The organism is Constrictibacter sp. MBR-5 (genome assembly GCF_040549485.1).
GTDB lineage: Bacteria > Pseudomonadota > Alphaproteobacteria > JAJUGE01 > JAJUGE01 > Constrictibacter.
On record NZ_JBEPTK010000002.1, the window covers coordinates 37,433 to 59,380 of the forward strand.

The 21,948-nt window shown below is 69.6% G+C and carries 20 protein-coding genes; 18 read left to right on the forward strand and 2 right to left on the reverse strand.

From position 1 onward, the window contains the following. Positions 1–28: 28 nt before the first annotated feature. Both minD and minE read left to right on the forward strand, forming a co-directional pair. The gene (gene minD, locus ABIE65_RS04170) at positions 29–844 is read left to right on the forward strand and encodes a septum site-determining protein MinD (protein WP_354075781.1); all 816 of its coding nucleotides are present in this window, start codon (positions 29–31) and stop codon (positions 842–844) included. Next, positions 841–1,146: a cell division topological specificity factor MinE gene (gene minE, locus ABIE65_RS04175; RefSeq protein WP_354075783.1), complete on the forward strand. Its 306-nt coding sequence runs from the start codon at positions 841–843 to the stop codon at positions 1,144–1,146. The genes minD and minE overlap by 4 nt, the downstream gene beginning before the upstream one ends. A 28-nt stretch (positions 1,147–1,174) precedes the next feature. Here the strand turns inward: minE and ABIE65_RS04180 are convergent, their stop codons facing one another. Beyond that, positions 1,175–1,624, reverse strand: a complete 450-nt coding sequence (locus tag ABIE65_RS04180; protein ID WP_354075784.1) for a bleomycin resistance protein — start codon at positions 1,622–1,624, stop codon at positions 1,175–1,177. Between the two features lie 35 nt (positions 1,625–1,659). Then, on the reverse strand, positions 1,660–2,175 hold the full coding sequence (locus ABIE65_RS04185; protein WP_354075785.1) for a retropepsin-like aspartic protease family protein: 516 nt from the start codon (positions 2,173–2,175) through the stop codon (positions 1,660–1,662). Between the two features lie 194 nt (positions 2,176–2,369). Between ABIE65_RS04185 and ABIE65_RS04190 the strand changes: the two genes are divergently transcribed. The 16 genes from ABIE65_RS04190 to ABIE65_RS04265 all read left to right on the forward strand — a co-directional run bounded on the left by ABIE65_RS04190 (position 2,370) and on the right by ABIE65_RS04265 (position 21,948). Continuing rightward, positions 2,370–3,638 carry an EAL domain-containing protein gene (locus ABIE65_RS04190; RefSeq protein ID WP_354075786.1) on the forward strand — a complete coding sequence of 423 codons (1,269 nt, stop codon included), beginning with the start codon at positions 2,370–2,372 and terminating at the stop codon, positions 3,636–3,638. Positions 3,639–3,783: 145 nt separating this feature from the next. After that, positions 3,784–4,695, forward strand: a complete 912-nt coding sequence (locus tag ABIE65_RS04195; RefSeq protein WP_354075787.1) for a sensor histidine kinase — start codon at positions 3,784–3,786, stop codon at positions 4,693–4,695. Then, positions 4,685–6,307: an ATP-binding protein gene (locus ABIE65_RS04200; protein ID WP_354075788.1), complete on the forward strand. Its 1,623-nt coding sequence runs from the start codon at positions 4,685–4,687 to the stop codon at positions 6,305–6,307. Before ABIE65_RS04195 ends, ABIE65_RS04200 begins: the two co-directional genes overlap by 11 nt. Positions 6,308–6,381: 74 nt before the next feature. Then, the gene (locus tag ABIE65_RS04205; RefSeq protein WP_354075790.1) at positions 6,382–7,119 is read left to right on the forward strand and encodes a hypothetical protein; all 738 of its coding nucleotides are present in this window, start codon (positions 6,382–6,384) and stop codon (positions 7,117–7,119) included. A gap of 103 nt (positions 7,120–7,222) precedes the next feature. Then, positions 7,223–7,696: a hypothetical protein gene (locus ABIE65_RS04210; RefSeq protein WP_354075791.1), complete on the forward strand. Its 474-nt coding sequence runs from the start codon at positions 7,223–7,225 to the stop codon at positions 7,694–7,696. 126 nt (positions 7,697–7,822) lie between these two features. Further along, on the forward strand, positions 7,823–9,373 hold the full coding sequence (locus ABIE65_RS04215) for a DegQ family serine endoprotease (RefSeq protein ID WP_354075792.1): 1,551 nt from the start codon (positions 7,823–7,825) through the stop codon (positions 9,371–9,373). Between the two features lie 132 nt (positions 9,374–9,505). Next, positions 9,506–10,192: a winged helix-turn-helix domain-containing protein gene (locus ABIE65_RS04220; RefSeq protein ID WP_354075793.1), complete on the forward strand. Its 687-nt coding sequence runs from the start codon at positions 9,506–9,508 to the stop codon at positions 10,190–10,192. Continuing rightward, positions 10,170–11,558 (forward strand): sensor histidine kinase, encoded by a 1,389-nt coding sequence (locus ABIE65_RS04225; protein WP_354075795.1) that lies wholly within the window; start codon positions 10,170–10,172, stop codon positions 11,556–11,558. The genes ABIE65_RS04220 and ABIE65_RS04225 overlap by 23 nt, the downstream gene beginning before the upstream one ends. Before the next feature lie 103 nt (positions 11,559–11,661). Continuing rightward, positions 11,662–12,414, forward strand: coding sequence for a TlyA family RNA methyltransferase (locus ABIE65_RS04230; protein ID WP_354075796.1), 753 nt, complete (start codon positions 11,662–11,664; stop codon positions 12,412–12,414). Continuing rightward, positions 12,404–13,657 carry a class I SAM-dependent RNA methyltransferase gene (locus ABIE65_RS04235; protein ID WP_354075797.1) on the forward strand — a complete coding sequence of 418 codons (1,254 nt, stop codon included), beginning with the start codon at positions 12,404–12,406 and terminating at the stop codon, positions 13,655–13,657. Before ABIE65_RS04230 ends, ABIE65_RS04235 begins: the two co-directional genes overlap by 11 nt. 35 nt (positions 13,658–13,692) lie before the next feature. Next, positions 13,693–15,249, forward strand: coding sequence for a cryptochrome/photolyase family protein (locus ABIE65_RS04240; protein ID WP_354075798.1), 1,557 nt, complete (start codon positions 13,693–13,695; stop codon positions 15,247–15,249). Continuing rightward, positions 15,246–15,743: a TspO/MBR family protein gene (locus tag ABIE65_RS04245; protein ID WP_354075800.1), complete on the forward strand. Its 498-nt coding sequence runs from the start codon at positions 15,246–15,248 to the stop codon at positions 15,741–15,743. The genes ABIE65_RS04240 and ABIE65_RS04245 overlap by 4 nt, the downstream gene beginning before the upstream one ends. A 40-nt stretch (positions 15,744–15,783) precedes the next feature. Further along, on the forward strand, positions 15,784–18,942 hold the full coding sequence (putA, locus tag ABIE65_RS04250; protein WP_354075801.1) for a bifunctional proline dehydrogenase/L-glutamate gamma-semialdehyde dehydrogenase PutA: 3,159 nt from the start codon (positions 15,784–15,786) through the stop codon (positions 18,940–18,942). A gap of 149 nt (positions 18,943–19,091) precedes the next feature. Next, a complete protein-coding gene (locus ABIE65_RS04255; protein WP_354075802.1) occupies positions 19,092–20,078 on the forward strand; it encodes a TRAP transporter substrate-binding protein in 987 nt (328 codons plus the stop codon). 39 nt (positions 20,079–20,117) lie between these two features. Next, positions 20,118–20,633, forward strand: coding sequence for a TRAP transporter small permease (locus ABIE65_RS04260; RefSeq protein WP_354075804.1), 516 nt, complete (start codon positions 20,118–20,120; stop codon positions 20,631–20,633). Continuing rightward, positions 20,626–21,948 (forward strand): TRAP transporter large permease, encoded by a 1,323-nt coding sequence (locus ABIE65_RS04265; protein WP_354075806.1) that lies wholly within the window; start codon positions 20,626–20,628, stop codon positions 21,946–21,948. Before ABIE65_RS04260 ends, ABIE65_RS04265 begins: the two co-directional genes overlap by 8 nt.

Sequence of the window (21,948 nt, forward strand, 5' to 3'; positions counted from 1 at the left end):
TCGAGACCAGCGAGAGCGGAGACATCTAGTGGCAAAGACGATCGTGATCACATCCGGCAAGGGCGGCGTCGGCAAGACCACGTCGACCGCCGCGCTCGGCGCCGGCCTCGCCCTGGCGGGCAAGAAGACCGTCGTCATCGATTTCGATGTCGGCCTGCGCAACCTCGACATGATCATGGGATGCGAGCGCCGCGTGGTGTTCGACTTCATCAACGTGATCCACGGCGAGGCGAAGCTGAAGCAGGCGCTGATCAAGGACAAGCGCCTGGAGAATCTCGCCGTCCTGCCGACCTCCCAGACCCGCGACAAGGACGCGCTCACCCGCGACGGCGTCGAGAAGGTGATGGAGGAACTCCGCGACGAGTTCGACTACATCCTCTGCGACAGCCCGGCCGGCATCGAGCGCGGCGCGCACATGGCGATGTATTTCGCCGACGAGGCGGTGGTCGTGACCAATCCGGAGGTCTCCTCGGTGCGCGACAGCGACCGCGTCCTGGGCCTGCTGTCGAGCAAGACCCGCAAGGCGGAGAAGGGCGAGGGCGCGGTCCCCGCGAAGCTGCTGCTCACCCGCTACGACCCCGCCCGCGTCGCCAAGGGCGACATGCTCAACGTCGACGACGTGCTGGAGATCCTGGCGATCCCGCTGCTCGGCATCATCCCGGAGAGCCCGTCGGTGCTGAAGGCGTCGAACCTCGGCATGCCCGTCGCGATGGACGAGGAATCGAACGCCGGCAAGGCCTATCGCGATGCCGTCCAGCGCCTGATGGGCCAGCAGATCGAGCACAAGGTGCTGTCGCCGGAGCGGCAGGGCTTCTTCGCCCGCATCTTCGGGAGGACGGCATGAACCTGCTCAGCCTCTTCCGGCGCCACCAGGAGAAGACGCCCGCGGCGGCTGCCAAGGATCGCCTGACGATCCTGCTGTCGCACGAGCGTTCGGATCTGACGCGGCCGGACTATCTGCCGATGCTGCAGAAGGACATCATCGCGGCGATCCGGAAGTATGTGGACGTCGACGACAACAAGGTCGACGTGAAGCTGGAGCGTGCCGAAGGCATGGCGATGCTCGAGGTCGACATCGAACTGCCGGGCGGCGCCGGGCCGGTGCGCCTGCGCAGCGGCGGCCGCAGCGTGGAAGCGCCGGCCTGAGGCCGGCGTAGTCTTTACGTCGCGGCCATCAGGCTGCGGGGGCCCGGGTGCCGATGTTGGCGGCGATCATCAGCAGATAGCCGTCGGGGTCCTGTACGAAGATCTCGCGCTGCCCCGACTCGGTGTCCCCGGTGCGGCGCCAGACCTCCCGCGGACCGGTGTGGATTGGCCAGCGGTGTGTGGAGATGCGCGCCTCGATCGCATCCAGGTCGCGAACGTAGATCTGGAACATCGCCCCGCGGCCGAAGGGTGGTTCGAGTAGGCCGGTCTCCCAGCGGCCGTTGCGCTGGCAGAGCATGATCTGTCCGCCCTCGGGCCGCTCCAGATAGACGAACCGCTCCGCGGGCCGGCGGTAGGCGACGGTGAAGCCGAGAACGCCGCACCAGAACGCCAGGCTGCGCTCCAGATCCTCGACATGCAGTTCGCTGACCAGCGGCGCCCAGCCGCCGCGCGGCGCCTGTCCGAACGCGTCCGACATTCCGCGACCTCTCGCCAGACAGTCACTGCCGCAGGCTACCAGCGCAGGCGCAGTTCGTCGCCGACCACCTCGTAGCTCTGCAGCAGGCGCAGAAAGCTCATGCCGAGAAGCGATATGCTCGAGCCCTCACCGCCGATCACGACCGCATCGACGTCGTAGGCGACGAACGATCCCAGCCGCACCTCGCGCAGCTTCACCGGCGCGTAGGTGCCGGTGCCGTTCGCCGTGCTCGTCCTGCCCGTGTAGTCGCGCGGCCCCGGCCGGATGCCGGCGGCTTCGGCGGCCTTCTTGGTCAGGGCGATCGTGAAGGCGCCCGTGTCGACCATGAACGGCACCCGCGTATTGTTTACCGTCACGTTGAGCATGAAGTGACCGTGCCCGCCGGCCAGCACCCGCATCTCGGAGCCGAACTGATCGGAGCTTCGGGGGACCTCGCGCTGCACCGGCGCTGACGCCGGAAGGACCGACTCCAGCCCGCGGCTCGCGATGAACTGGGCGCCGAAGAAGATCACGGCGCCGAAGATCAAGGCCGTGCGGATGAGTGCCATCATGGGTCGCATTCCGTTGGGTCCGGACGATCGACCATCGGCAATTTCGGGTAACGTCGGGTTAACGGACTGCGCCCGATCGGCGCGCGCCGGCGCCGCCTGCGTATTTAAGCCGAAGTTTACCTCGTTGCTGCAGGATCCTCGGACAACGCGGGCGGCCGGCGCCCGTGTTCGGTCAGATTGGACGGACGTCGAACATGGAGTGGCAGCCCGCCCCCATCCGCCGCAGGGGCATCGACCAGGAGCAGCAGCTGCTCGAGGCGGCGCGGACCCTGCGCGACGGCTGGTACGTCGCCCATGTGCACCTCTCCCGGATCTCGTCCGTCAAGCGCAACGAGAACGTCGTCTTCGCCCTCCAGATGTTCGAACAGGCGATCCGCGGCATCCAGGGGCGGCTCTACGTGCTGCGCAACGGCGACTGGGTCTACGTCTATGCCGGCGGCCACGGCGCCCAGGTCGCGAGTGCGGTGAGCCGGCTGCGCCAGCTCTTCGCCGGCGACCCGCTCTACTACAACGAGGAGAAGTACGAGGCCGACTTCGCCACCTGGTACGATCTCGGCCACGACCGCGAGACGTTCCTCGCCGTCGCCGAGGAACTGGCGGGGGTCGACGACGCGCCGCAGGAGCCGCCGCGTCCCGGCGCGGTCGAGGCGGTGCGGCCCGCACCGGCACCGCCCATGGTGTCCACGCGCGTTTCGGAGCTCAGCGGCCTCGCCGCCGTGGTCGACGCGCTCGAGCGGATGAACCTCGCCGCCTTCCTGCGCCGCCAGCCGGTCTGCGCGCTCACCTCGGCCGGGCTCCTCGAGAAGCGCTTCGACGAATTCTACTTCTCGATCGGCGACATCGAATCGTCGCTCAACCGCACGCCCATCATGACCGGCGAGGCGCTGCTCCTGCAGTACGTCACCAAGTCGCTGGACCGCAAGCTGCTGGCCCTGCTGAAGCCCGCCTGCATGACGGGCGAGAGCGCCGGCCTCAGCATCAATCTCAACGTCGCCTCGGCGCTCAGCAACGAGTTCGCGGGCTTCGACGCCGGTATTCCCGCCGCCGTCCGCGCCACCATCGCCTTCGAGTTTCAGTTCATCGACGTCTTCTCCGACGTCGGCGTCTACCTCTACGTGCGCGACCATCTGCGGGAGCGCGGCTACCGGGTCTATCTGGACGGCGTGACCGATGTGAACCTGCCGTTCGTCGATCCCGCCGCCCTCGACGTCGACGGCTTTAAGATCCGCTGGAGCGAGAGCATCGCCGAGGCGCGCGGCGGCAGCTTCGCGCAACTGCTGGCGCGGTTCGATCCCGCCCGGATCATGTTCTGCCGCTGCGACTCTCAGCGCGCGATGGCACTGGGTCAGAGTCTCGGCGTGCGCCTGTACCAGGGGCGCTACATCACCGAGATGCTCGACGCTCAGCGCGCTGCCGCGGCCCGGCATGCCAAAGTGCACACAGGGGGGGCGGGTGCCGCATAAATTGCCTGTTAACCGGGCCGGGCGCAGCATCGGCTCGTGGGGCGTTCCCTCCGCGAAGCGCGAGGGAACGGTGGCGGGAGCCCTCCCCGCCGCGGCTCTGTCGCTCCTTCTCACGCGTTTCCCTCGGGTGTAGCGAATGCTGGACATGCGTAGGCGGCGCGGACCGTCCAACTCACTGCTGTATCGCTATGGCGACCAGCTCGGGCGCATCGTCGAGCGCCATCGCGCCGAGGCCGCCCTGAGCGTCGCCAAGCAGGAGGCCGAGGCCGCGGCCGACCTCGCGCACAAGTCGATGCTGGAGGCCCAGGCGGCGAACCGGGCGAAGACCGAGTTCCTGGCGAACATGAGCCACGAACTGCGCTCGCCGCTGAACGCGGTGATCGGCTTCTCCCAGGTCATGATCGACCAGCTCTTCGGTCCCCTCGGCACGCAGAAATACGAGACCTACGTCCGCGACATCCACGCCAGCGGCAACCACCTGCTGTCGGTCATCAACGACATCCTGGACCTGGCGAAGATCGAGGCGGGCAAGATCGAACTCGACGACCAGGAGGTCGACGTCCACGACGTCTGCGAGTTCTCGTTGTCGCTCATCCGCGAGCGCGCCGAGCAGCGCGGCATCCGCACGGTGACGGAGTTCCCCAACGACCTGCCGATGATCGTCGCCGACGAGCAGAAGCTCCGGCAGATGCTCATCAACCTGCTGTCGAACGCCGTGAAGTTCACGCTCGAGCAGGGCGAGGTCCGGCTGATCGCGCATGCGGTCGAAGGTGGCGGATTGGCCCTGTGCGTCCGCGACAATGGCATCGGGATCAAGAAGGACGACATGGCGAAGGTGCTCCAGCCCTTCACCCAGGTCGACGGCGGGCTGAACCGCAAATACGAGGGCACCGGTCTCGGCCTGCCCATCACCAAATCGTTCATGGAACTCCACGGCGGCTCGCTGGTCATCGAGAGCGAACCGGGGCAGGGGACGTCGGCGTCCCTCGTCTTCCCGGCCGACAGGGTCGTCCCGGGCACGACCTTCTTTCATGGGGATCATTCGCATGCCGGATGACGCGACGTTGGTACTCCCGCGCAGTGGTACGTCGATCAAGATCGGGCGGGTGGTCTCCGTCTCCGGTGCGCAGATCATCGCGCTGATACGCGATCCACGCTCCAACGGCGAGCATCCGGCGGAACAGACGGTCCAGGTCGGCTCGCTGGTCAAGATCTACACCGCCGACACCATCGTGTTCGGCATGGTGAGCGGCTTCAGCATTCCGATCCCGACGCAGGAGCCGGGCGACACCGAGCTCAAGATCGCCGAGGTCGACCTCGTCGGCGAGGAATCGACGGAGGGCGGCGACTTCCAGCGCGGCGTCTCGCAGTTCCCGGCGCTCGGCGCCGACGTGTACAGCGCCACCCAGGAGGATCTGGGCAATGTCTATGCGCGGCCGGCGGTCGCGACGGTGCGCGTCGGCACGATCCATCAGGACAAGACGATCCCGGCCTTCGTCGTCCTCGACGACCTGCTGGGCAAGCACTTCGCCATCCTCGGCACGACCGGCTCGGGCAAGTCCTGCGCCGTCGCCCTGATCCTGCACGCCCTCCTCGACAAGCACGACAATGCGCACGTCGTCCTGCTCGATCCGCACGGCGAGTATGCGAGTGCCTTCGGCGAGGCGGCGGAGGTGCTCGACTCGACGAACCTCCAGCTTCCCTACTGGCTCTTCAACTTCGAGGAACTGGCCGAGATCATCTTCGGCTCCGCCCGCGCCGATTGGGAGGGCGAGGCGGCGATCCTGCGCGAGACCATCACCCAGGCGAAGCTGCGGCTCATCCCGGATCCCGAGGACGCCAACTTCGTCACGGTCGACACGCCGGTGCCCTACAAGATCAGCGAAGTGACCCGCGCCATCGACGAGGCGATGGGCAAGCTCGAGCGACGCACCGACGTCCAGCCCTACATGCGCCTGAAGAGCCGGCTGATGGTGCTGCAGTCGGATCGACGCTTCACCTTCATGTTTCCGCAGGGCGTCGTCCTGCGCGACAACATGGTCTCGGTCCTGTCGCGCATCTTCCGGCTGCCGGCCAACGGCAAGCCGATCGCGATCATCGACCTGTCCGGCATTCCGTCGGAGGTGATCAACGTCGTCGTGTCGGTGATTGCGCGCATGACGCTCGACATCGCGCTGTGGAGCGAGCGCCAGATGCCGATCCTGCTGGTCTGCGAGGAGGCGCACCGCTATGCGCCGCAGAACAGCGATCTCGGTTTCGAGCCGGCCAAGCGCGCCTTGTCCCGCATCGCCAAGGAAGGCCGCAAGTACGGCCTGTCGCTCTGCGTCATCACCCAGCGCCCGTCGGAACTCGAGGCGGGCCTGCTGTCGCAGTGCAACACCATCTTCGCGCTGCGCATGACCAGCCAGAAGGACCAGGAGTTCGTCAACGCCGCGATCTCGGATGCCACCCCGGGCCTGATGGGATCGCTGCCGTCGCTGCGCAACGCCGAGGCTATCGTCGTCGGCGAGGGCGTCACGGTTCCGATGCGCCTGCATTTCGACGAGCTTCCCGAGGATCGACGGCCGCGCTCGGGCAATGCCCACTTCTCGGCGCTGTGGCAGACCGACGACAGCGACACGACCCTGCTCGCGAACGTCGTGGATCGCTGGCGCCGCCAGCGTCGCTGACGCCGGCTTTCGTCCCGCGGAACTACAGCCGGCTCCGGGTGTTCTCCAACCGGGGACTTCCTGGAACCGGTGCCATGGCCCATTCTCTCCTGAACCGCGCGACGCTCGGTCTCGCCGCCGGCATCCTTGCCGCCACGACGGGCGGTGCGGTCGCCGACCGCGTTCTGACCGACCCATCCTCCGGCCAGCGCTTGCTGCTCCGCGACAACGGCACCTATACGCTGCTTCCCCCGATGGGTGGCGGCGCATCCGGCGCGTCGACCGCGCCCGGAAATGCGTCCCGGCAATCGTCTGCGCCCGGTAACGCGACCGCCGGCCGTGCCTCCGCTGGTTCCGCGGCCTCCAATTCCGCAGCCTCCGCCACAGGGTCCGGAAGCGATCCCGGCGCTTCTTCGACCGCGTCTCGGGCGGGCGGGACGGGTCAGGTCGCACCTTCCGCACCTTCCTATCCCGATGTGACGTTCGACGACATCGCCCGGGCGACTGCCGGCGAGCGGGTGTCGCTCGACGGTTGGATAGGCAATTTTGGCACGGGCGACCGCTTCCTGATGTTCCGCGACCGGACGGTTTCGCCGCCCTACGTCGTGGTCCGGATGTCCGGAGGTGTCGGTGGCGGGCCGTCTCCGGCAGGATCGTCATCGATGTCTTCGAACGGTTCGGTCGCTTCGTCGCGTGCGGCCGAGGCGTGGGCCTCCGACGTCAATCAACGGTGCCGCGAGGCCTGTGCCGCGCGTGTCCAGGGGGAGGTCGCTCCGGCGCCGCCGGGTGGTGCCCCGGAGGTCATAGCGCATCACGTCGACGTGAGCCGTTGACGCCGAACGGCGCCGTCGGACGTTCAGCCAGGGTTCAGGCGGTGTGTGGCAGCCTGTACCTCAGCGTCCGCTCAATGCGGCTCACAGCTCGGGGAAGATACTCATGATGCGGGTTCTGCTCGTCGGCGCAGCACTCATCGGTCTGGCGGGTTGCGTCACGGACGACGGCTACTACGACGACGGATACTATGGCGGTTCGCCGGCCTACTACGGCGGCTCGTCCTACTATGGTGGCGGCTACTACGACCGCGGCCCGATCTATTATGTCGACCGCGACAATGACCGGCATCGCCGAGACCGCGACCGCTGGCACCGCGGCCGCAAGGACGACGATGACGACCGCAGACGTGGCCGCCGTGACCGCGACGACGACCGCCGCTGGGACCGCAATCGGCACGATCGCGATCGAGATCGCGGCTCCTGGTCCGGCAACCGGCGCGGCGACGACCGTCGGGGCTACGATCGCCGCAACGACGACGACCGGGATACGGGCTCGCGCGGCGGGTTCGACAACCGTCCGTCGCGCCGCGAACTCAACGACGCGATCCGAGAACAGCAAGGTTCCCGCGGTGAATAGGGCCGTTACCAAGATTTAATCGGCCGAGCGAGGCACTAAAGCCGGCGCCGCTACTATCTAGCCTGTGGGACGGCGACACGCGCCAGGCGCGGCGGTCGCCACAAAAAGATAGGAGAGACCGAGCACATGTCCGAGCTCCCGACCAAGAAGCGGCGCCGTTCCGGCGCACTGACGGCGGCGATGCTGGCGCTGGCGATCGGCGGCGGCGGCGTTGCCTTCGTTTCGACCCACGACCTCATGGCGCAGACGGCGCTGAACCCGCCGACCGCCCAGGCGCCGGGCGGCGGCCTGCCGATCAGCTTCGCCGACGTCGTGGAGCGTGTCGGTCCCGCTGTCGTCAACGTCCAGGTCCAGAAGAACGTCGACGCCTCGGGCGGCGGCGCCGACGGCCTGCCCGAAGGGGCGCGCGAGTTCTTCAAGCACTTCTTCGGCGACCAGTTCGGCGAGCGGTTCGGCCAGGAGGATGATGCCCGCCCTTCGCCCCAGCGCCAGCGGCGCATGATGGGCGTCGGCTCCGGCTTCGTCATTTCCGCCGACGGCTTCGTCGTAACGAACAACCACGTCGTCGAAGGCGCCGACGAGGTGACCGTGACCTTCCAGGATCAGCGCGAGCTGAAGGCGAAGGTCGTCGGCACCGACCCGAAGACCGATCTCGCCCTGCTGAAGGTGTCGTCGGACAAGGAGTTGCCCTATGTCGCCTGGGGCGCCTCGCACTCCAGCCGCGTCGGCGACTGGATCATCAGCGTCGGCAACCCGTTCGGCCTCGGCCATTCGGTGACGACCGGCATCATCTCGGCGCGCGGCCGCACCATCGGCGCCGGTCCGTATGACGACTTCCTGCAGATCAGCGCCCCGATCAACCGCGGCAACTCGGGTGGCCCGACCTTCAACATCGACGGCGAGGTCGTCGGCGTGAACACGGCGATCTTCTCGCCGTCGGGCGGAAGCGTCGGCATCGGCTTCGCCATTCCCTCGGACATGGCGCAGCGGGTCGTCGCCCAGCTGAAGGAGCAGGGCTTCGTCGAGCGTGGCTGGCTCGGGGTCATGATCCAGAACGTCAACGAGGACATCGCCGCCAGCGTCGGCCTGGACAAGGCCGAGGGTGCCATCGTGGCGCAGGTCACGCCGGACAGCCCGGCAGCCAAGGCCGGCCTCCGCCAGGGCGACGTCATTCTCGCGGTCAATGGCGAGAAGGTGGACAAGATGCGGGAGCTGCCGCGTCTCGTCGCCGACCTGAAGCCGGGGACCAACGCGAAGCTGACGGTCCTGCGCGAGCGCAGCCGGCGCGAGATGAACGTCAGCATCGCGAAGATGCCGAACGACCCGCAGATGGCGGCGGCGCAGACCGGCCCGTCGTCGAGCGACACGGCGTCGAGCGAGACGGCGCTCGGCCTGAAGCTGGCACCGCTCGACGACCGTGCGCGCAAGCGCTTCGGCATCGAGGAGGGCGTCCAGGGTGTCGTCGTGGCCGACGTGGCGTCGGACAGCCCGGTCGCCGAATCCGGCGTGTCGCGCGGCGACGTCATCGTCTCGGTCGATCAGAAGGCGGTGTCCAGTCCGTCGCAGGTCGTCTCGCAGGTCGAGGCCGCCCGCAAGGACAAGCGTCGCGCGGTCCTGCTGCTGGTCAACACGAACGGCCAGGAGCGCTTCGTCGCCCTGCCGCTGAACAAGGCCTGAGCCACAACATCGGCTCGGACCTTCGCGCCCCTCCCTGTCCCCCCGCAGGGAGGGGCGCACTCTTTTTAGCCCCTGCATCGGCGCGCATCGCACTGGTGCCGCGGGCGTTCCCGGCGCTACCCTTCGGACATCATGCAGATCCTTGTCATCGAGGACGATCGCGAGGCGGCCCGCTTCATGGTGCGGGGTCTGCGCGACAGCGGCCACGTCGTCGACCATGCCGCCGACGGGCTCGACGGCCTGGCAATGGCCAAGGCCGGCCACTACGACGCTCTCGTCGTCGATCGGATGCTTCCGGGCATGGACGGCCTCGGCATCGTCTCCACGCTACGCGGTGACGGCATCGACACGCCGATCCTCTTCCTCTCCGCACTGGGTGAGGTCGACGACCGGGTGCGCGGGCTTCAGGCCGGCGGCGACGACTATCTGGCGAAGCCCTACGCCTTCGCCGAACTGCTCGCCCGCCTCGAGGCGCTGGTCCGTCGCCGCGAACCGCCGCAGGTCCAGACGCGGCTCGTCGTGGGCGATCTCGAACTCGACCTGCTGACGCGCTCGGTCCGACGCGCCGGCCATCGGATCGACCTGCAGCCGCGCGAGTTCCGGCTCCTCGAATATCTCATGCGCCATGCGGGGCAGGCGGTCACCCGCACCATGCTGCTCGAAAACGTCTGGGAGTATCATTTCGACCCCCAGACCAACGTCATCGACGTCCACATCAGCCGCCTGCGCGCCAAGATCGACAAGGGCTTCGAACCCCAGCTGCTGCACACCGTGCGCGGCGCCGGATACATGCTGCGTGCCGCCGATCAGACCGCCTAACGGCACGGCGCTGTTCCGGACGTCGACCTTCCGGATCGCCGTCCTCTATCTCGTCCTTTTCGCGGTGTCGGCGCTGGCGCTGCTCGGCTTCGTCTACGCCACCACGGCGGGCTTCATGTCGCGCCAGACGGACGAGACGATCCAGGCCGAGATCACCGGCCTCGCCGAGCAGTATCGCCGGTGGGGCTTGGTCGGCCTGACCCGCGTCGTCATCGAGCGCAGCCGCAACCAGCGGCACAGCCTCTATCTCCTCGCCGAACAGTCGGGAAATCCGCTGGCCGGAAACCTGGACGCATGGCCCGACGTCACGCCCAACGAGGAGGGCTGGGTCAACTTCACCTATGAGCGCCCAATGGGCGGCGAGACCGAGGATCGTGCCGCGCGGGCGCGTACCTTCCGCCTGCGCGGCGGACTGCAGCTCCTGGTCGGGCGCGACGTGGCCGAACGGCACGAACTGGACTCGCTCCTCCGCGCGTCGCTCGCCTGGGCGGGCGGCATCACGATCTGCCTCGGCCTGCTCGGCGGCATCCTGATGAGCCGCAACGCCCTGCGGCGCATCGAGGCGATCAACCGCGCCAGCCGCGACATCATGGCCGGCGACCTGTCGCGACGCGTCCCGCTCTCCGGCAGCGGCGACGAACTCGACCGGCTGGCCGAGAACCTCAACGCCATGCTCGCGCAGATCGAGGAACTGATGACGGCGATGCGCGAGGTTACCGACAACATCGCGCACGACCTGCGCAGCCCCCTGTCGCGCCTGCGGAGCCGCCTCGAGGTCACCCTGATGGAGCCGCCGTCGGTCGAGGCGTATGGCGACGCGCTGCGCTCGACCATCGAGGACGCCGAGCAGCTTCTCGCCACCTTCAACGCGCTGCTCGACATCGCCCGCGCCGAGGCCGGCGCCGAGCGGCAGGCTATGACGCGGCTCGACCTCGCCCTGCTGGTCCACGACGTCGCCGACCTCTATGGCCCGGTGGCGGAGGACGACGGCAAGCGGCTCGTGGTCGCGGCCGACGGACCGGTCGAGGTCCGCGGCAACCGGCACCTGCTGTCCCAGGCGCTCGCCAACCTGATCGACAATGCCGTCAAATATTCGCCGACGGGCGGCATCGTCTCGATCGCGGTGCACGCCACCGATGGCGGCGCCGAACTGATCGTCACCGACACGGGGCCGGGCATTCCCGCAGCCGAGCGCGAGCGCGTCTTCGATCGCTTCGTCCGTCTCGAAGCGAGCCGGCATACGCCCGGCTCCGGCCTCGGGCTCAGCCTGGTCCGCGCGGTCATCCGGCTGCATCGCGCGACGATGACCCTCGAGGATGCCGCGCCGGGCCTGCGCGTCCGCGTCGTCTTTCCCGACGAGGGCTAGGTCCGCTTGCTGACGTTTTACGCCGAAGGGCTGACCCGCGCGGTCCGAGCCCTCATATGAGGCGGCGCACGCCCCCGCCGCCGCCCGTCCTGGACCAACGAACTTGAAGCCCAACGCCAAACGCAGACTGGACCAGCTCCTGGTCGACCGCGGCCTCGTCGAGAGCCGGGCGCGCGCCCAGGCGCTGGTGATCGCCGGCTGCGTCTTCTCCGGCGAGCGCCGCCTGGACAAGCCGGGCACGCCGACGCCGGAAGACGCGCCGCTGGAAGTCCGTGGCCAGGATCATCCCTGGGTGTCGCGCGGCGGGCTCAAGCTCGCGCACGGGCTGGAGGCGTTCGGCTTTCCGGTCGAGGGCCGTGTCGGCCTTGACGTCGGCGCCTCGACCGGCGGCTTCACCGACGTGCTGCTCGCCGCCGGGGCCAGGCGGGTCTACGCCGTCGACGTCGGCCACGGCCAGCTCGCCTGGAAGCTGCGCCAGGACGCGCGCGTCACGGTGCTGGAGCGCTGCAACGCCCGCCACCTGACGCGCGAGCAGGTGCCGGACCCGGCCGACCTCGTCGTCTGCGATGCCAGCTTCATCGGCCTGGAAACCGTCCTGCCCGCACCCCTGTCGCTCGCCGCACCCGAGGCGGTCCTGGTGGCGCTCATCAAGCCGCAGTTCGAGGTCGGCCGCGAGCGTGTCGGCAAGGGCGGCGTCGTCCGCGACCCAGCCCTGCACGCCGAGGTCTGCGACCGCATCGCCGCCTGGGTGGGCGGCCTGCCGGGCTGGACCGTGAAGGGGATCACCGAGAGCCCGATCAAAGGTCCGGAAGGCAATGTCGAGTTCCTGATCGGCGCCGAGCGGCATGCAGGCTGACGTCACCATCGAGTCCGTCGGGGCGCGCGGCGACGGCATCGGCCGCATCGGCGACCGGCGCGTCGCCGTCGAGGGTGCGGCACCCGGCGACCGGGTGCGCGTGCGCGTCACGGCCGAGCGCGCCGACACGCTGGTCGGCACGGTCGCCGACCTGCTGGAGGCTGGGCCGCTCCGGCGCGAGCCGCCGTGCCCGCACTTCGACGCGTGCGGCGGCTGCGCCACCCAGCATCTCGAAGAGTCGGCCTATGCCGACTGGAAGCGCAGCCTGCTGCTCACCGCACTGGCGCGCAACGGCCTTGATGCGGCTTTGGTGGAGCCCACGGTGCAGGTTGCACCGGCCACCCGCCGGCGCGCGCGGCTGTCGGCCCTCGGCACGGCCCGCGGCGCCGTCCTCGGCTTCTCCGAGCGCGCCAGCCGGCGCCTCGTCGATGTCGCCGTCTGCCCGATCCTGACGCCGCGTCTGGAAGCGCTGCTGCCCGGCCTGCGCGCCTTCCTCGGCGATGTCCTGCCGTCGGGCGCCCGGCTCGACGTCGACCTGCTCGACATCGGCGGCACGGTGGACATCGGGCTCGTCGGCGGCGCCGAACCGGGACGCGAGGCGGGTGCCGCGGCGGCGGCCATGGCACGGCGGGCCGGCGCCGGTCGCATCGGCTGGCGCCCCTCGGACGCCGCGGCGCAGGTGCCGCTGGCACAGCTCCGGCCGATCGCGGCGAACTTCGGCGGCGTCGCCGTGGCCGTGCCGCCCGGCGCCTTCCTCCAGGCGACCGCGGAGGGCGAGGCGGCGCTCGCCGCCTTCGTCCGCGCTGCGGCCGGCCAGCGCGTCGCGGAACTGTTCTGCGGCCTCGGCACCTTCACCCTGCCACTGGCGTCCGGCGGGGCGCGCGTCGTGGCGTTGGACGGTGCCGCGCCCGCCGTCGGCGCCCTGATGGCGGCGGCACGCGGCGCCTCCCTGCCGGTGGCGGCCGAGACGCGCGATCTCGTGCGCCGCCCGATCGCCGCCGCCGACCTGAAGAAGGCCGACACCGTGCTGCTCGATCCGCCGCGCGCAGGGGCGCGCGAACAGATGCCGGCGGTGACGGCGAGCCGGGCCGGCACCGTGATCTACGTCTCCTGCAATCCCGTATCCTTCGCGCGCGACGCCCGCATGCTGGTCGACGCCGGCTTCCGGTTGGAGCGCATCCTGCCCGTCGACCAGTTCCTCTGGTCGCCGCACCTCGAACTGGCCGCCCTGTTCCGCCGTTGAGACGGGGAGGGCCCGCCGCCCGCTCCGGAGACGCCGTGACGCGCAGCATCCGCAACCTGGTCATCGTCCTCGGCGACCAGCTCGACCCAGGCAGTGCCGCGTTCGACGGCTTCGATCCGTCCCGGGACGCCGTCGCCATGGCGGAGGTGCGCGAGGAGACCGACTACGTCCCCCAGCACAAGGCGCGCATCGTCCTGTTCCTGGCGGCGATGCGGCACTTCCGCGACGACCTCTGCGGGAAGGGCGTCGACGTCCGCTACACCGCCCTCGACGACCGCGCCAACCGCGGCGCGCATCGCGCCGAATTCGCGCGGCTGGCGCGTCAGGCGAAGCCGGAGCGGCTGATCGTCTGCGAGCCCGGCGACTGGCGCGTGCTGGAGAATCTGCGCGCCCTGGCGGAAGACCTGTCGCTGCCGCTGGAGGTCGTCCCCGACCGGCATTTCCTCTGCTCCACGGACGACTTCGCGCAATTCGCCGAAGGCCGCCGCGGCCTCGTCATGGAGACCTTCTATCGCTGGAATCGCGGCCGCCTCGGCCTGCTGATGGACGGCGGCGATCCGGTCGGCGGCCGCTGGAACTTCGACGCCGAGAACCGCAAGAGTTTCGGCCGCGACGGGCCGGGCCACATCAAGGCGCCACGCCGCTTCACCCCCGACGAGACGACCGCCGCGGTCGTGCGGCTGGTCGACCGCCTGTTCCCCGACGCCCCCGGCCGCAGCGACCTGTTCGACCTGCCGGTGACGCGCGCCCAGGCGCTCGCCGCCCTGCGCGATTTCGTCGAGCACCGGCTGGAGGGGTTCGGCCGCTACCAGGACGCGATGGCGACCGGCCATCCCTACCTCTATCACGCGCGCCTCTCGACGGCCCTGAACCTGCACCTCATCCATCCGCGCGAGGTCGTCGACGCCGCGATCGCGGCGTACGCGGCGGGCGGGGCGGCCATCGAATCCGTCGAGGGCTTCGTGCGCCAGATCGTCGGCTGGCGCGAGTTCGTGCGTGGCGTCTACTGGCGCGAGATGCCCCACTATGCCGAGCGCAATGCCCTGTCCGCCGACCTGCCGATGCCGCGCTTCATGTGGACCGGCGAGACGGAGATGAACTGCGTGCGGCAATCGGTCGGCCAGCTCGTCGACCATGCCTACGCCCATCACATCCAGCGTCTGATGGTGCTCGGCCTGCACGCCCTGCTGCTCGGCGTCCGGCCGCTCGACGTACACCGCTGGCACATCTCGATGTATGCCGACGCCGTCGACTGGGTGTCGCTGCCCAACACGCTGGGCATGAGCCAGCATGCCGACGGCGGCCTCGTCGGCACCAAGCCCTACTGCGCGTCGGGCGCCTATATCAGCCGGATGAGCGACTATTGCCGCGGCTGCCGCTTCGATCCGCGCAAGGCCGAGGGCGAGGATGCCTGCCCGTTCACGACGCTCTACTGGGATTTCCTCGCGCGGCATCGCGGCCGCTTCCGCAACAACCAGCGCATGACGATGCAGATCCGCAACCTCGACCGCCGCGACGGCGGCGAGATCGCGGCGATCCGCAGGCGCGCCGACGCGTTGAAGTCCGACTTCACCAAGGAGAGCTATCCGTGAACATCTCGGCACGCGACTGGACCGTGCTCGGCGTCCTCGTCGCCATCACCCTCGTCGTGCCCTGGGCCGTCCAGCAGTTCGGGATCGACGACTGGAACGCCTGGTACGCCAGCCTGGAACGTCCCTCCTGGAACCCGCCGCGCTGGGCTTTCCCGGTGGTATGGCCGTTGCTTTATGTGATGATGTCGGTCGCTGCCTGGCTGGTCTGGCGCCGGTCCGGCTGGTCCGGCGCCTCCGGTGCGCTGACGCTCTTCGGAGTGCAGTTCGCCGTCAACGCCGCCTGGATGTGGATCTTCGGCGGCCTGCAGAGCCTAGCGGGAGCCTTCTGGTGGATCGTCCTGCTCTGGGTGCTGATCGTCGCCACGGCCCTGGCGTTCCGCCGGCACAGCGGGACGGCCGCCCTCCTGCTGCTGCCCTATCTTGCCTGGGTCAGCTTCGCCGGCATGCTCACCTGGGCGATCTGGGACATGAACGCCGCGCGGCCTGGATTCTGAGCGACCTTTCCGTGCGAACCCGGTCGAAGGGATCGCGACCATGACGTCACCGCCCCTGGTGTTCGCCGATCCGCCCATCCTCGACCCGCTGCGCCGGCGCATCGCTGAGATGTGGCGCGCCGACGAGACCGCCCGGGGCGAGGCGCTGATGGCGGAACTCGACGCCGCACCGGAGGTGCGGGCGCGGATCGAGGCGCGCGCGGTGGCGCTGGTCGAGGAGGTGCGCCGCCGCTCGGCCGCGGTGGGCGGCCTCGATGCCTTCCTCCACGAGTACGACCTGTCCAACCGCGAGGGCGTCGCGCTCATGTGCCTCGCCGAGGCGCTGCTGCGCATCCCCGACGCGGGCACCGCCGACCTGCTGATCGCCGACAAGCTGCTCGACGGCGACTGGCAGCGCCATCTCGGCCACAGCGGCTCGCCCTTCGTCAACGCCTCGACCTGGGCGCTGATGCTGACCGGCCGTCTCCTGCGTCCCGACGAGGAGCGCGACCTGGGCGCCGTGCTCCGCGGGCTGGCGGCACGTGGCGGCCGGCCCGTGGTGCGCCGCGCCGTGCTCCAGGCGATGCGCATCATGGGCGGCCAGTTCGTCATGGGCCGCACCATCGCCGAGGCGCTGAAGTCCGCCGGCGAGGCCGAGCGCGCCGGCTACCGCTTCTCCTACGACATGCTGGGCGAGGGCGCGCGCACCGCCCACGACGCCGAGCGCTACGCCGCCGCCTACGCCGGCGCCATCGACGCCATCGGCCGGGCGGCGCGCGGCGGCGACGTGTTCGCCCGGCCGGGCATCTCGGTGAAGCTGTCCGCCCTGCACCCGCGCTACCGCTACGCCCAGCGCGATCGTGTCATGGCCGAACTCGCGCCCCGCCTGCGGGACCTCGCCCGCGCGGCCCGCGGCCACGGCATCGGCCTCACCGTCGACGCCGAGGAGGCCGATCGGCTCGACCTGTCCCTCGACGTCTTCGCGTCGCTCTGCGGCGACCCGACGCTCGCCGGCTGGGACGGCTTCGGTCTGGCACTGCAGGCCTACCAGAAGCGCGCGCCGTTCGTGCTCGACTGGCTGGTGGATCTGGCCGCCCAAAGCCGTCGCCGCATCCCGGTTCGCCTCGTGAAGGGCGCCTACTGGGACGCCGAGATCAAGCGCAGCCAGGTCGCCGGCCACGACGGCTATCCCGTCTTCACCCGCAAGCAGGCGACCGACGTCTCCTGGCTCTGCTGCGCGCGGCGCATGCTGGAATTGCGCGACCGCCTCTATCCTCAGTTCGCGACCCACAACGCGCACAGCGTCGCCGCCGTCCTCGACCATGCCGGCGACGACCGGCGCGGCTTCGAGTTCCAGCGCCTCTACGGCATGGGCGAGGCGCTGCATGACCAGCTCGTCGCCCCGGAAGGGCAGGGCGGCTTCGGCGTGCCGTCGCGCATCTACGCGCCCGTCGGCGGGCATGAGGAGCTGCTGGCCTATCTCGTCCGCCGGCTGCTCGAGAACGGTGCGAACACCTCCTTCGTCAACCGCATCGTCCACGAGGACCTGGCGCCGCGCGAGCTGGCGGCCGACCCCGCCGAGCGCCTGCGCGCGCTGCACCCGCGGCCGCATCCGCGCATTCCGCTGCCGGCGGACATCTACGGCCCGGGGCGGCGCAACGCCGCCGGCCTCGAACTCGCGGACCCGCTGACGCTCGAAACGCTGAAGGCCGCGCTGGAGCGGGCCGCCGCGGTGCCGCGGACGGCCGCGGCGCTCGTCGGCGGCCGCGAAGCGGGACAGGCGCCCCGTCCCGTGCTCGACCCGGCCGATCGCGGCCGCACCGTCGGCACGGTGCGCGCCGCCGGCGAGGCCGAGGTCGAGCGCGCCCTGTCGCTCGCCGCCGGCGCGGCTCCCGACTGGGACCGCATGCCCGCCGAGGGCCGCGCGGACATCCTCGGCCGCGCCGCCGACCTGTTCGAGGCCGAGCGGGCGGATCTGATGTTCCTCGCCATCCGCGAAGCCGGCAAGACGATCCCCGCCGCCCTGGCCGAGGTGCGCGAGGCGGTCGATTTCCTGCGCTACTACGCGGTGCGCTGCGCTGGCGATTTCGGCGCCCGGCCGCTACCCGGCCCGACGGGTGAGGAGAACCGGCTGCAGCTGCACGGCCGCGGCGTCTTCGCCTGTATCAGCCCCTGGAACTTCCCGCTGGCGATCTTCACCGGACAGGTCGCGGCGGCACTCGCCGCCGGCAACGCCGTGGTGGCGAAGCCGGCCGGGCAGACCCCGCTCATCGCCGCGGTCGCCGTGCGGCTGCTGCACCGCGCCGGCGTCCCGGAAAACGTGCTGCACCTGCTGCCCGGCGGCGGCGAGGTCGGCGGCCTCCTCGTCGCCGACCTGCGCGTCGCCGGGGTCGCCTTCACCGGCTCGACCGACACGGCGCGCGGCATCGGCCGCGTCCTGGCCGCGCGTGCCGGGCCGATCGTGCCGCTGATCGCCGAGACCGGCGGCCAGAACGCGATGATCGTCGATTCCTCCGCCCTGCCGGAGCAGGTGGTCGACGACGTGATCCTGTCCGCCTTCGACAGCGCCGGACAGCGCTGCTCCGCGGCGCGCGTCCTGTTCGTGCAGGAGGATGTGGCGCCGCAAATCCTCGCCATGCTGACGGGCGCCATCTCCGAACTGCGGATCGGCGACCCCGGTCTGCTGTCGACCGATGTCGGCCCGGTCATCGACGCCGAGGCGCTCGCACGGCTGCGCGACCATGTCGGCCATATGAAGCGCACGGCGAAGATGCTCGCCGGCCGCGACCTGGATCCCGAGGCGGCTCGCGGCACCTTTCTCGCGCCGCACGTCTTCGAAATCGACGACATCGGCCTGCTGGAGCGCGAGGTGTTCGGGCCCGTCCTGCATGTGGTGCGCTGGCGGGCCGGCCACCTCGACCGCGTCGTCGACGCGATCAACGCGACGGGCTACGGCCTGACCCTCGGCATCCACAGCCGCGTCGAGGCCACCGTGCGGCGGATCGCGGCGCGCGCCCGCGTCGGCAACCTCTACGTCAATCGCAACATGATCGGCGCCGTGGTCGGCGTTCAGCCCTTCGGCGGCGAGGGCCTCTCCGGCACCGGTCCGAAGGCCGGCGGCCCGCACTACCTGCCCCGCTTCGCGACCGAGCGGGTCGTGTCGGTCGACACGACGGCGGCCGGCGGCAACGCCTCGTTGATCGGCCTCAGTGACGTCTAAATAGACGTCTGATTTCGTCTCGCATCGTGGAAATAGAGGCCGAGTCTCCGCCGCGTCCGCAGGCTGGTTTACTGCTCCTCGAATCCCGTTAACATGCTCGAAGCCCGCCGCGAAGACGGTGGGGTCGAATAAGTCACGGGGAGGACATCATGCGGATCTCGGGAAGCGTCGCCGGCTGGGCGATTGCGGCGGCGATGACGGTCGGTCTGGCGGCGATGCCCGCCGCGGCGAAGGTCGTCATCAAGGCCGGAACGGAAGTGAACGAGAAGCACCCGGTCGGTGCCGGCATGCAGTGGTTCGCCAAGCGCGTCGACGAACTCTCCAAGGGCGACATCGAGGTGAAGCTGTTCCTCGGCGAGTCCCTCGGCAAGGCGCGCGAGATGGTCGAAGGGCTGCAGCTCGGCACCATCGACTATGTGACGGTGACGGCCGGCATCGTCGCGAACTTCGCGCCCTCGCACGACTTCTTCTCGCTGCCCTTCCTGTGGGACGACGGCGCGCACCTGCAGCGCGTGATGGACGGCCCCCTCTCCGAGGACCTCGCGAAGAGCCTGGACGAGGTCGACATCGTCGCCCTGGGCTACGGCACCAGCGGCGCGCGCCAGCTCTACAGCTCCAAGACCATTGGCGGCCTGGACGACATCAAGGGCATGAAGGTGCGCACCATGGAGGTGCCGCAGATCGTCGAGACCTGGAAGGCGCTCGGCGCCATTCCCGTCCCGGTCGCCTTCGCCGAGGTCTATCAGGCGCTGCAGACGGGCGTCGTCGACGGCGCGGAATCGAGCTTCCTCGGCTGGATCTCGATGAAGCACTACGAGCCGGCGCCCAAGGGTTACCGCATCAACTACATCGACTCCGGCCGTGCCTACATGCTCTCGAAGTCGAAGGCCCAGCAGATCGGTCCGGAGCGTGTCGCCATCCTGCGTCAGGCGACCCAGGAACTGATCAAGCGCGTCGCCGACGAGTATGAGCGCCAGGACAACGAGGCGGCCGAGAAGGTGAAGAGCCTCAACGCCGAGGTCATCGTTCTCGACACCAAGCCCTTCCGCGAAGCGGTGAAGCCCGTCTACGAGAAGTTCAAGCCCAGCCTCGGGCCGAAGGTCTTCGAACGCGTGGAAGCCGCGCGCCAGCCGTGACAGTGAGCCGGGTCGGCGTTCGGCGCCGAGGCTGAAGCGATGCCCTCGGGACTCCGCCGGGTCGTCGATCTGCTGCTCGACGCGATGTGTGCGCTGGTCATGGCGGCGATCGTCGCCATGACCGCCTTCCAGGTCGCGAACCGCTTCCTGATCCAGTATCCGATCACCTGGACCGAGGAGATCGCGCGGTTCATGGCGGTCTGGATCTGCCTGCTCGGCGCCGCGCGCTGCGTGCGCGAACGCTCGCACATCGAGATCGACCTCCTGGTGAACTTCCTGCCGGCGCGGGCGCAGTGGCTGCTGGCGCTGGTCGTGCACGCGCTGTTCCTGCTGCTGTGCGCCATACTGATCCAGCAGACGGTTTCGATCCTGCCGATCGTCGGGCGGCAGACCTCGCCGGCGGCGATGCTGCCGATGTCGTGGGTCTACCTCGCGACGCCGGTCAGTGCGGCGATCATGATCTTCTACCTGCTCGACAGCCTGATGGAGCTGCTGCGCGGCTGGCGGCGGCCGCGCTCCAAGCTCCGCCGCGGCGAGGATGCCGACATTGTTTGAGCCCATCCTCGACACGCTCGCCGGCCAGCCGCTGTTCATGATGGTCGGCCTGCTGCTCCTCATGATGGCCATCAAGGTGCCGATCGCGGTCGCGATGGGCATGGCCAGCATCGCCTATCTGCTCGTCACCGGCGCCAACCTGCGCCTCGTCGCGCAGACGACGATCAGCAACCTCAACTCGTTCACGCTGCTGGCGATCCCCTTCTTCGTGCTGGCCGGGGAGCTGATGAACGCCTCGGGCGTCAGCGAGCGCCTGATCGGTCTCGCCCAGGTGTTCGTCGGCCACGTCCGGGGCGGGCTCGCCCACGTCAACGTCGTCACCAGCACGCTCATGGCCGGCATGTCCGGTTCCGCCGCGGCGGACGCCGCCATGACGTCGCGCGTGCTCAACCCGGTCATGGTGAAGCGCGGCTACTCGCCCGAATATGCGGCAGCCGTCACCGCCGCCTCGGCGACGATCGGGCCGATCATCCCGCCCAGCATCCCGATGGTGCTCGTCGGCGTCGTGAACGAGCTGTCGGTCGGCCGCCTGTTCTTCGGCGGCGTCGTGCCCGGCCTGCTGATGACCGGCGGCATGATGGTGCTGATCTGGCTCCAGGCGAAGCGCCACGGCTTCGAGGCCAGTCCCCGCGCCACCTTCGCGCAGATCGTGACGGCGACGCGGCGCGCCATCCTGCCGATGTTCGCGCCGGTCATCATCCTCGGTGGCATGATGGGCGGCCTGTTCACGCCGACCGAGGCGGCCGTCGTGGCGGTCGTCTACATGGGCGGGCTCGGTGCCTTCGCCTACCGCACCATCGGCTGGGCGGCGCTCAACGCGGCGCTGCTGAACACGGTTAGCATCACCGCGCGCATCATGTTCATCGTCGCCATGGCCGGCCTGTTCGGCTGGGTGCTGACCGCCGAGCAGGTGGTCAACCGGATGGGCGACTTCCTCGGCGCCAACATCGGCAGCGGCGCCATGCTGCTGCTGTGGCTCAACGTCCTGTTCCTGCTGCTCGGCTGCCTGCTGAACCTCGTGACGCTGGTGATCCTGCTGTCGCCGGTGGTGTTCCCGCTCGTCTACAGCTTCGGGATCGACCCGATCCATTTCGGCGTGGTGATGGTGCTCAACCTGATGATCGGTCAGCTGACGCCGCCGGTCGGGCTGATGTCGTTCGTCGTGCTCGGCGTGACCGGCGTCGACCTCGCCGCCTTCATCCGTCAGGTCTGGCCGTTCATGGTGGTGCTGGTCGCGGTGCTGATGCTGATCACCTACGTCCCCGGCCTGGTGCTCTTCGTCCCCGATCTCCTGATGGGCCCGCGGCTCGACTAG